This window comes from Ruegeria aquimaris, assembly GCF_025751555.1.
GTDB classification, from domain to species: Bacteria; Pseudomonadota; Alphaproteobacteria; order Rhodobacterales; family Rhodobacteraceae; genus Ruegeria_B; species Ruegeria_B aquimaris.
In genome coordinates, this window is sequence record NZ_JAOWLB010000043.1 from 1 (window position 1) to 10,608 (window position 10,608).

Consider the following 10,608-nt stretch of genomic DNA (forward strand, 5'->3'; position numbering starts at 1 on the left):
GGTCCAAGCGGTCCAAGCGGTCCAAGCGGTCCAAGCGGTCCAAGCGGTCCAAGCGGTCCAAGCGGTCCAAGCGGTCCGAATTCCTTACGCTTGCCTTAACAAGGCGGCTGTTGCAGGCATTCTCTCCAGACTGGCCTCGATCCTCTCGCGCCATTTAGGACCGCGTGACATGGCGTCCTCGTAGGCGTCGCGCAGCTCGTCCGGACGGTCCTGGGCCAGAAACTCGATCAGGAAAGCGGCCTGGCGACGGTCCTTCTCGGACTTGAGGGCATCGTCGCCCGTGCGTCGGCGGTTCGCCACGATCAGCTTGTGGATGGCGAACCGCTCCGGCTGAGGGATCTGGACCAGCACACCGCTGCGGTAGGTTACGGCGGCCTTGATCGGCGCGGCGATCAGGTAGTTCAGATGGTGCAGTGCCTGGGCATCGACCCCAAGGGCCGGGAGTTCGCGCAGGCCTTCATCGGCTTCGAAGGAGGGGGTCAGGAATTCCACCAGGGTATTGCCCCTGGTCTGCTTCCAGCGCCAGGTCCGACCGACGTGCAGGCTCGGCTGTGGAGTGAAGGAGAGGTCTCGGAACACCTGTTCCAGCGGCGGTGCAGCCGCATCCTCCAGCGCCAGCGACAGGCGCGAGAAGCTGGCGATGTCGATGTCATCTGTTTGCGCCGCCATATCCAGGTCGAAGCGGACACCCAGCTCGCCCTCGTAGAGCCGGAACGCATGGGTGCCGACAATCGTGCCGCCAAGCCGGAACACCCCAGCCGCGGCCATGGCTGCCAGCAGGCTGCCTGTCGCCGCGTCCAGGCCCAGAAAGCTCTCGGCGCGGAGCAGGCGCACCAGGCGGGTGCGTGCCTTGCGACGCACGTCGGCATCGGTTTTCAGGGTATTGTGGTTTGTCAGGCGCGCACGCAATGCGTCGCTGTCCTCGCCAATGTAGCGCTTCTTCACGTCCGTGCCGACGCGATAGGTGTCATACCAATAGGTCTTGCCGTTGCGCTCCACCCGGGTCGGCGTGCCACGGATGTCCGAGACGGCATCGTCCTGCAGGGATCGCAGAAGGTCGTGATAGGCGGCATGTGCAATGCTGGAATGGCGCTGGAACATGAGATGCCTTCAATGTTCTACAAACGGATCTTTTGTTGAGCATAGGTAATGTTCAACAAAAGTAAATGATGTTGAGCATAGAGTGCTTCCCGCCACGAAACCCCAATCAGGTCGTCGCTATAGCTAAGACATGCAGCAGATGCTGCGTCACTCTTGCGAGGATAGCGATGACCAGAAAACCGCACGCAGACACCCCGATGGCGAAATACGTCGAGCGCCGGATACTCGAACTGAAACCCAAGAAAACCCAGGTGGAGATCGCCGCCGCGGCCGGCTACACCAATCCCAACATGATCACCATGATCAAGCAGGGCAGCTCCAAGGTGGCACTCGATCGCGTGCCGGCACTGGCGCGTGCGCTGGAATGCGACCCGGCCTTGCTGATGCGCCTCGCCCTGGAACAGGCAATCGGGCGCACGGCGGCCGAGGCGGTGGTGGAGATCTTTGGCGATCCCGTCACCATGAATGAACGCGGCTGGATCCAGGCAATCCGCGCAGCCTCGAACCACACCGATCCCCGGCTGACCAGCAGGTCGCAGGCCGTCATCCAGGCGATCTTCGGGAGGTGACCGTGATGGACGAGACAAGCGACCTGACCCTCAACGAGCGCGCCTGGCTGCGCTTTCTGCGCGAGGTGAGCAACGGCCGCGACCCGAGGCCGACGCTGCGCCGGGTGCAGCTCCTGCGGCGCCTCTGTGCGCCCAGGAGGGGCTGACAGGAACGAGCGGTGATCATCGGCGAGGAATGGCGAAACTGCGGCGCCTCGCCGGATTCCTACAGCATCCTTCACTGGAGCATGAGAGGTTTACATGGGGTTTACATAGGGTTGACATTGGACAGCCCGAAAGCGGGTCCATGTCGGTTCTGACCCCGGATTTTGCCCCGAAATCAGGGTTCAGGGTTTACCTAAAGTTTACCTAAAGTTGACAGATTTTGACCGAAAACAGGTTTTTTCCGGAAAATGTAAACCCTGCAGATCCGGCGGCCCCAAGAAAACAAGAGCTTCGCTCATTCGCAGTTCGCCATCCGTGGGCAGAACCGCCGGAAGATGGTCGAAAAAGGTAGATGCGGACAGACGCTAAGGATCCAAAGCCGAGTGAGCTTCTCGGAACAGCAGACCTCAGAGCAAGCTGGCAGGCACCACTTTCGCTTCCGGTGTGAAGATAGGCGTGTTGAGGGTGACAGCTTGCTCGACCTAGGCGATTGACCTGTGAAGGAATGGTTGTGGGCGAGGTCCGGCGCCGAAGATCGCCACACCGACAGATCGTCTTCCGGAGCCTTGGAACGTGGCGCCGGGCAGGCAGTATCTCGGTTCGGCCGCTGCTATCCTCCTGTTGCCCCCGATGAACTTTCCGGCACTTGTAGAACAGCCCACGTGCCGTTGGATTTCACGCGCTCCAGGCAACCAGCGATAGCCATCCAGCGATGAGACTGGAAACTGCGCGCACTACACCGCACCCGATAGCTACCAAGCCATGTAATGACCTAGCTACATGAAGATGACCGCGCAGATAAGGAAGGCTGACAGTCGGGTGGATCTGAAGGCTGACCGCGCTTCAGCCTGATCCAGCCTGCCGGTCAGTTCGCCTTGAGCGCCTTGCGCAGGCTGTCAGGCGTCCAGGGCTTTCCCGTGGCCGAGCGCAGGCCCTCGGTGTTGAGTCGTTCCGCGATGGCGGCAAGGCCGTGGCCTTTGGCCTGGAGTTCATGCGCACGGGCGAGCGCCGCTGCCACACGTTCGGCCTTGTTGTCCGACCAGGCATACTGCCTCGCCCGCCAGTTCGAGAAATGCCTTGCCGGATCAAACAATTTGCCGGCGATCATGAGCGGGCCAGCCTCGATCTCCTCGACGGCCAGACTTGCTTCCCGAGCCAGTTCCTTGAGATGGTAGTTGCGCCGCTGGCCATGTTCTCTGGCAAAATCGACAACCAGCAGCGCAGCACCCTTGGCGCGCATCAGGGTCCGCAGACTTACCAGGGTTGCCTGCATCTGATCGGAGACGCGGTCGGGTTCGATCTCGAGGAAGACATGTTCCGCGACAAGCTCGAAGCCGTTCTCCTTGGCATATCTGCGGATCACCTCGCGCTGGTAGCGGATGGTCCGGCTTTGCCCTGCCGCTTCCTCGGGGTCGGCGGAGAGGCTGGTGAACCCGGCCCAGGGCACGGGGAGCGTCCAGTAGAAACCGATGGCCGGTCGCGCCATGCAATCGCCCTTCTTGCGGAAAATCCCGAGCAGCCGACTCTGCCCGGACACTGCGGGATACACAGGGCGCATGTTCAAGGAGAACCCCGACATGCGCCACGACAAAATCAATCCCGCCAACCTGCTCCCCGCCGTAATCGCAAGCGCCGAGACCGGATGCTCCCTGTTGCTGCAGGAGTTTCATCGCCCCGGTGGCCCGCGCCTCAAGCATGGCAAGTCGGTCATCGACCACGAGGTCGAGATCATGCTGCGAACCCGTCTGCTGACGTTGCACCCCTGTGCCTGGCACGGCGAGGAAACCTGCCACGATCCGATCGACCGGGGAGATGTCTGGGTTGTCGATCCCCTGGATGGCACCTCGGACTTCCAGGCGGGGCATCGCGGATCGGCGCTCTCCATCGCGCTCCTGCGGGACGGTCGGCCGGTCCTGGGCGTGGTCGCGTCCCCTGTCGCGCCGGATGATCGGGGCGACATCATCGCCTGGGCCGAGGGCGCTTCCCTGACGAGTAATGGCAAGCCCTGCGGCGCGCGGGCGAACCGGGCACGTCCAGTGATCGGGTTCAGCCTCGACGCAGGGGATTTCGCGGAACATACGGCGCGCGTCCTTTCCGGCATGCGGATCCTGGCCAGCCCTTCTCCGGCGCGGCGGTTGTCGCTTGTCGCGGCCGGGGATCTGGATGCTGCCGTCAGCCTGACCCGGGGTCTGCAGAGCTGGGACATCGCCGGGGGTCATGCCCTGCTGATCGGGGCCGGACTGGTCCTGACCGATCTGCAGGGCCGGCCTGTCGTCCACCACGGCCAAAGCTTCCACGGCTGCCTTGCTGGCAACGCCGCGCTTGTCGCCGAACTGGCTGCGGCGCAACTCGTGGGGCCACGCGGGTCACGGCGGCCTCCGACCCGGCCCAGGGTTCCGGTCAGCGATCCGCTGGTGCTGGAGCGTGCCCAAGGCTGCCTGCTGGGGCAACTGACCGGGGATGCGCTTGGTTCGGCGGTCGAGTTCCAGGACCGCGCCGCCATCGCCAGAAGCCACCCGCAGGGAGTCCGGGATCTGGTCGATGGCGGCACCTGGAACCTGATCGCGGGACAACCTACCGATGACAGTGAAATGGCGCTGGCCCGCTCCATCCTGCGCGAGGCCGGGTATGACGCGGCGGCCGTTGCGAAGGCTTATATCGGCTGGAAACGCTCGGATCCGTTCGACATCGGCTTCACCACCAGCAGCGGTATCGCGGCCCTTGAAAGAGGTCTGAGATCCACCAGCGACAGCCAGTCGAACGGTGCGCTGATGCGGGTCAGTCCGATCGGGATCTTCGCGCAGGGCGATCCGCTGCGCGCGGCAGAGATCGCGCGGCAGGATGCAGCGCTGACCCATCCCTCAATGGTCTGCCAGGCCTCGAACGCCGCCTTTGCCGCAGCGGTGGCGGTGGGGATCGCCGGCGGCAGTCCCCGCGACATGATGGCCGCCGCGGAACGGGCTGCCGGGTCGGATTCAGCCGCCGACCTGGTGCGCGAGCGTCTCTCCGTAGCACGTCAGGCAATGCCGGGCGACTTCCAGAGCCATATGGGCTGGGTGCTGACCGCGCTGCAGAACGCCTTCTACTGGCTGGGTCACGGCGCGCCGTTGGAGGAAGCGGTGATTGCCACGGTGGCCCAGGGCGGGGATACCGACACCAACGCTGCCATCTGCGGCGCCCTGCTGGGCGCGGCACAGGGACGGGCCGCCATCCCCGCGCGGTGGCGCGATGCGATCCTCACCTGCCGCGCCGCCCCGGGCACACGCCGACCGCGCCCTTGCGACTACTGGCCGGACGATGCCATGGCCTTGGCAGAGACGCTGGTAGCCGCAGGTATGGACCTCAACCGCGAGAACGCAAGCACCACCCTGCGAGGGCTCAAACCTTCTTGATGTCGGTGACCACATCCACACGCTCGTGCCTGATATGATGGCCGGATTCGCCAAGGCTATCGAGCTCCTGTGCAAACCGGTGCCCCGCGTAAACCGCCCCAGCGATGAGAGAGGGTGCCTCGCAATCGCCGATCCGTGTCAAGCTGAAGGGCAACGCTTGCCCACTCGCTGCTTCCTTGATCTCGCCGTAAAGCCCGTCGTTCGGTGTGCGTGCCGAGACAATGACGAGGTTCAACGCGGACAAGCGCATTTTCTCGCCGCTATACACGCAGTCGAGTTCGGCCTCTCTGCCATCGAATGCAACAAGCTTATGTGCGGTGACTATCTGGATGCCCAGGCGGGCCAGGTGACTGCGAACCCGCCGGCGTTCCGACGTATTGCCAGCCCAATGCGACACGCTATCCGAAGGCGTGCAATAGATCACATGCGATCCCGCGATGCGCAGTCGCTCGGCAATCACCCCCCCCATGTAGTAACCATCACCGTCGAACACGATTGTCGGACCACTCGGCAGTTTGCCGTCCATAATGTCATCCGGGGTGAAAACCCTTGCCGATCCTGAGTCGGAAGTGACCGAAAGATAGCGCTCGCCATCGAAGCAGTCGCGGCGCCAAGTTGCGCCTGTGGCAATCGCTACGTGGTCAGCGCCAACAGAGAACACGTCCTCGGCGCTCATTCGGCTTTCCATGAAAATCGAGACATTGGCCATCTCGCGCAATTGCTGTTCCCGGTAGTCTCGCACCCGGATGTATTCGCGCATCCCCGGCAATTCGGCTTCCCGCGTGACGCGGCCGCCCAGATCGCGATCCGCCTCCGCCAGGAGAACCTCATATCCGCGCGCCCCCAGCGCGCGAGCTGCCTCCAATCCGGCAGGACCTGCACCGACGACCAGAATCCGAGCATCCCTGCGCTTGGGCGGTAGTATCTCTGGGTGCCAGTTGCGGCGCCACTCTTCTCCCATCGTTGGATTCTGCGTGCAGCGGATCGGCACGCCCAGGCTATCGCCGGAATAACAGACGTTGCAGCCGATACATTCCCGGATGGCAGACAAGCGTCCTTCCTCGATTTTTCTAGGCAGGAACGGATCGGCGATCGAAGGCCGAGCTGCTCCGATCAGATCGGTTATTCCACTGCGGACCTGCTGCACCATCGTGTCGGGTGAAGTAAAGCGCCCGACCGTCACAACCGGTTTGGTCGTGACCGTTCTCACCCATTTCATGTAGGGCTCAAGGGCGGCTTCCTTGACGAAGCGCGACACACCCATTTCCAGAGAATAATCTGCGATGTTGATGTCCCAGAGGTCAGGCAGATCAGCCAGCATTGCCAGCATCTCGCGCCGCTCCCCCAGGACCGGCTGGCCATCCACGCCGATTTCCTCGTCCGCAGAAAAACGCACCGCGACGGCGCAACGGTCGCCAATCGCGTCCTTGGTCTCATCGATGAGTTCGCGCAGCAGGCGGGTCCGGTTTGCCAGCGAACCGCCATATTCGTCGCTGCGTGTATTCATCCGCGGATTGAGGAAGTTCGAGACCAGATAGCCATGCGTGGCATAAACATAGACGATGTCGAAACCCGCCTCTTTCGCCCGCAGCGCTGCGCGCCTGTGCCACTGGCGGAACGTGCGAATGTCGTCCTTGTCCATTGCCCGGGTCTGAAACGGATGGCCTGCCAGGTTGGGAAAGCTGTCGACATCCATCGGTGACATTCTTGAATGCAAGTTGGCGCTACGTGCACCGCCATACCAAAGCTCGACCCCGGCAAGCGCTCCATGCTCATGCACCATGTCGGTCATCAGTCGGTGCGCCTGGATGTCGCTGTCATCCCACAGGGCAGCAGAGGGATGCGGCAGGTCATCCGAACTGGGGTGGATCGACGTGTATTCGGTGCAGACGACGCCCCAGCCGCCCTCGGCTTTGACCGCGCGCATTGCGGCAAGGGTGTGTGGCCGCAGCCAGCCCATACCGGTGCAATGTGGCACTTCGTAAAATCGGTTCTTTGCTGTCACCGGGCCGATACTCACCGGCTCGAACAGCACATCGTATCGCGGGTCTCGGCTCATTTGGTCGTCAACTCTTCAAACGTTTCATGTCTGGATCGAACATCGGGCGCAGGGATGCCGTGGCCTTGATCCGTTCGCCAGCCACGTCGATTTCCCAGTCACCGGTCTCGACTATCTCGGCGGTCAATGGAGCCTCCGTCCCGGCAAATCCGATCCCGACCGCACCCCCCAGGGTGTGCCCGTAGGCACCGACCTGAAGATAGCCGACCTCCTGCCCGTTCAGATAGATCAGCTCGTTGCCGTAAAGGAGCGGTTCCGGGGATTGAAGCAGGAACTGCAGCATCCGTGATTTCGGGATGCCCCGTGCCTTGATCGCAGCCAGCGCGTCACGGCCGATGAAGCCGCCGGGTTTGTCCAGCCGGACGACAAAGCCCAGCCCGGCCTCGATCGGATTGTCGGTGTTGTCGACGTCGATGCCGAAATCGCGATAGGCCTTTTCCAGTCGCAGTGAGCTGAGGGTCTGCATCCCGGCGTTGCGCAGCCCGAACTCCTTCCCGGCCTCGGTCAGCAGGTCGTAGACTTGGACCGCGTGCAGGCTGGGAACGTGCAACTCCCAACCCAGTTCGCCGACAAAGGTCACGCGCAGGGCGATGATGTTGAAATAACCGACGTCGATCTCTTGCGCCGTCATGAACGGGAAGGCCTCATTGCTCAGATCAGCCGAACTGACCTTTTGCAGCAGCAACCGGGCCTTCGGGCCATGAATGTTGATCTGGGTGATGCTTGGCGTGATGTCGGTGATTACCACGTATTCATCGGCTCCGACATCGCGCCGCATCCGCATCTCGGTATGGCCGTGGCTGTTCTCGCCCACGACCACGAGGAACCGGTCGGCTGCCAGCCGGGTCACCGTCAGGTCGGCCTCGAAGCCACCCCGCTCGTTGACCCAGGCGGTATAGACGATCCGTCCGAGTTCGACGTCGATGTCATTGCAGCTGAGCCTGTTGAGCAAAGCACAGGCATCTCGACCTTCGACCGAGAATTTCGACATCGAGGACATGTCCATGAGGATGGCGTCTTCACGTGCTGCGCGATGTTCCTCGGCATGCCAGTCGAACCAGTTCTGGCGGAACCAGCTGTATCGCTCGATTCTGGCCTGCTCGGGAGTCGGCGCAAACCAGTCCGGCAATTCCCAGCTGTGGCTTTCACTGAAAAACGCCCCCGCCGCCTTCAGCCGGTCGTAGAGCACCGAGCGTTTGACGTTGCGCGCCGTCTTGAAACTTTCGTTGTGGAAATGCTGACCGAACATCTTACCCAAGAGTTCGGGACCACGATCACGGCGAAAGGCACGAGTCGCCTCGTTGCGGGTAAAGCGATTTACGTTCATCGCTGTGACGTCGACCGGTGGCACACCTTCGACGATCCAGTGCGCAAGCACCTTGCCGGTGCCGGCACCATTAAGGATGCCCAGCGAGTTCATGCCGCAGGCGACAAAGCAGTTGCGCAACTCCGGCACCGGTCCAACCAGCGGTGCCAGGTCGGGAGTAAAGCTCTCCGGTCCGCAGAAGAGCTTGCGCACGCCGACATTCAGAGCCGAGGGCACCCGGCCATAGGCCTTTTCCAGATGCGGGCCGACGCGATCCCAGTCGGGCTCGATCTCGCCGAAGGCAAAGGTTTCAGGGATAGCGTCCAGGTTCCACGGTGCGGCGCCTGGCTCGAACAGTCCAAGCATCAGCCCGCCGACCTCCTCGCGATAGTAAGTGTAGGTGCTGGGGTCTTCGAGCACCGGCAGATCCCGGCTGAGCCCTTCGATCTTCTCTGTGATCAGGTAATAGTGCTCGGCCGCCTGCAGCGGGAGATTGATCCCTGCTCTGGCACCAAGCTGGCGAGACCACATCCCGCCGCAGATCACCACGGTCTCGGCCCGGATAGTCTCCCCTGTGGCGGTGCGGACCCCGACGGCCACGCCGTGCTCAACAAGGATCTCCACCACGGTGGTGTGCTCGTGAATCCGCGCGCCGCCCATCCGCGCGCCCTTGGCCAGGGACATGGTCACGTCAACAGGGTTCGCCCGTCCATCCTCGGGGATGTAGAATCCGGCGAGCACGTCCGACAGATCGCCGATGGGGAACAACTCGGCGGTTTCCCGCGGCGAGATTTCATGCATGTTGATGCCGTGCCGTCGCATGAACGGGGCGACCCGGCGCATCTCGTGCAACCGCTCTTCGTTCGACGCGATCTGCAAATAGCCGACATCGCGGAACCCGGTCGGCACACCGGTCTCGGCTTCCAGCCGTGAGTAGAGGTCGCGCCCATGAGTGTAGATTTCACATTCGACCTCGGATTTTAGCAACCCGGCAACGATAAGGCCGGCGGCGTGCCAGGTGGTGCCGCTGGTCAACTGGTCGCGCTCGAGCACAACGACATCGCGCACTCCGAGTTTTGTCAGGTGGTAGGCCGTATTGCAGCCGATCGAGCCGCCTCCGATAATGACAATCTGGGCTTGGCTGGGCAGGGGCTGGGGCATGATTGGCTCTAGTCTCGTATTGGGGTTTGATCAAATCATTGAATAGACCGACGCCAGAAATCAACAAATTGAATGAAGGACCTTTGTATCATGTGCGTTGTTGAACGTTACCGAGCCCGTCAGGAAACCGTTGCGGAAGGTGAAAGCTGAACTTGAGCCCCGAAGTGAAATCGCGCGTGAGGATTTGGTGCTATCACCAAAGCGGTCTTGCGTGGATGACGTGCGGCAAAAGGCCGGATCTGTTACGACCCAGGATGTTTGTCGGTCCTCAAGTGACGACGACCTGTCAGAGGAGGCTGCATACAAAGATCTTCCGAGCTTTGGTCGCTTCTGATCACGGGCGAGGAATGGCTCTGCATGGAAGCAGGAATGCATCGATCGCCTGACAGGGCAGCGAAGTCCTAGGAAACCCGTCGATAGCCACGGGGATGCAGTCTGGCGCCAGCTACGTCCGGGGTCGAAACCTCCCATATCAGGTTGTTTCTTACCGCGGTGCCGAAATGGCATAAAGGATTTACATTGGATGGTCCGGCAGACGGTATGGCGATTGTGAACAGCCAGCCTGACGGTAAAGTGCACGGAACCTGAAAGGAAGGCCACCATGCCCCTGCGCAGCGATGCCGCTGTTCTAGCCATCATGAATGGCTATATCGCTCAGTAACCATGCCGCTGAGGCCTCGGTTGGTTCCCTACTATCGCTTGAGGCTTATTTCTAATGGATACGCGACAATGAAATTGTTCTCCAGTGTTCCGTAGAGTTATTTTCTACCTTCGGGATTTGAGTGCTTCGATTTCTCGCTCTAGGTCATGTTGACAAATGTCTGAGCCAAAGCCGGATGGAGGTAATGTCGATGAAACCCAGGAAGCTTTCCATGG

At 61.8% G+C, this 10,608-nt stretch carries 7 protein-coding genes; 3 read left to right on the plus strand and 4 right to left on the minus strand.

The window, feature by feature from the left end; genetic code table 11:
* Positions 1-84 precede the first annotated feature (84 nt).
* Positions 85-1,101, minus strand: a complete 1,017-nt coding sequence (locus OE747_RS24175; RefSeq protein WP_263830994.1) for a nucleotidyltransferase family protein — start codon at positions 1,099-1,101, stop codon at positions 85-87.
* A gap of 167 nt (positions 1,102-1,268) precedes the next feature.
* On the opposite strand from OE747_RS24175, the gene OE747_RS24180 reads away from it, so the two are divergent.
* Positions 1,269-1,670 carry a helix-turn-helix domain-containing protein gene (locus OE747_RS24180; protein ID WP_263830995.1) on the plus strand — a complete coding sequence of 134 codons (402 nt, stop codon included), beginning with the start codon at positions 1,269-1,271 and terminating at the stop codon, positions 1,668-1,670.
* A 5-nt stretch (positions 1,671-1,675) separates the two neighbouring features.
* Positions 1,676-1,816, plus strand: a complete 141-nt coding sequence (locus OE747_RS24185) for a hypothetical protein (RefSeq protein WP_263830996.1) — start codon at positions 1,676-1,678, stop codon at positions 1,814-1,816.
* Positions 1,817-2,679: 863 nt separating this feature from the next.
* Here the strand turns inward: OE747_RS24185 and OE747_RS24190 are convergent.
* Positions 2,680-3,300, minus strand: coding sequence for a recombinase family protein (locus OE747_RS24190; RefSeq protein WP_263830997.1), 621 nt, complete (start codon positions 3,298-3,300; stop codon positions 2,680-2,682).
* Between the two features lie 91 nt (positions 3,301-3,391).
* Here OE747_RS24190 and OE747_RS24195 point away from each other — a divergent pair, with 91 nt between their 5' ends.
* Positions 3,392-5,206 carry an inositol monophosphatase family protein gene (locus OE747_RS24195; protein WP_263830998.1) on the plus strand — a complete coding sequence of 605 codons (1,815 nt, stop codon included), beginning with the start codon at positions 3,392-3,394 and terminating at the stop codon, positions 5,204-5,206.
* On the opposite strand, the gene OE747_RS24200 is transcribed toward OE747_RS24195, so the two are convergent.
* On the minus strand, positions 5,193-7,241 hold the full coding sequence (locus OE747_RS24200) for an oxidoreductase (protein WP_263830999.1): 2,049 nt from the start codon (positions 7,239-7,241) through the stop codon (positions 5,193-5,195). The two genes, OE747_RS24195 and OE747_RS24200, sit on opposite strands and share 14 nt — an antisense overlap.
* Positions 7,242-7,272: 31 nt before the next feature.
* The gene (locus OE747_RS24205) at positions 7,273-9,732 is read right to left on the minus strand and encodes a GcvT family protein (RefSeq protein WP_263831000.1); all 2,460 of its coding nucleotides are present in this window, start codon (positions 9,730-9,732) and stop codon (positions 7,273-7,275) included.
* Positions 9,733-10,608 lie beyond the last annotated feature (876 nt).

Coding starts and splice junctions, on each gene's coding strand:
- OE747_RS24185 (WP_263830996.1), top strand. CDS start 1,676: ATGGACGAGACAAGCGACCTGACCCTCAACGAGCGCGCCTGGCTGCGC.
- OE747_RS24190 (WP_263830997.1), bottom strand. CDS start 3,300: ATGGCGCGACCGGCCATCGGTTTCTACTGGACGCTCCCCGTGCCCTGG.
- OE747_RS24175 (WP_263830994.1), bottom strand. CDS start 1,101: ATGTTCCAGCGCCATTCCAGCATTGCACATGCCGCCTATCACGACCTT.
- OE747_RS24180 (WP_263830995.1), top strand. CDS start 1,269: ATGACCAGAAAACCGCACGCAGACACCCCGATGGCGAAATACGTCGAG.
- OE747_RS24195 (WP_263830998.1), top strand. CDS start 3,392: ATGCGCCACGACAAAATCAATCCCGCCAACCTGCTCCCCGCCGTAATC.
- OE747_RS24205 (WP_263831000.1), bottom strand. CDS start 9,732: ATGCCCCAGCCCCTGCCCAGCCAAGCCCAGATTGTCATTATCGGAGGC.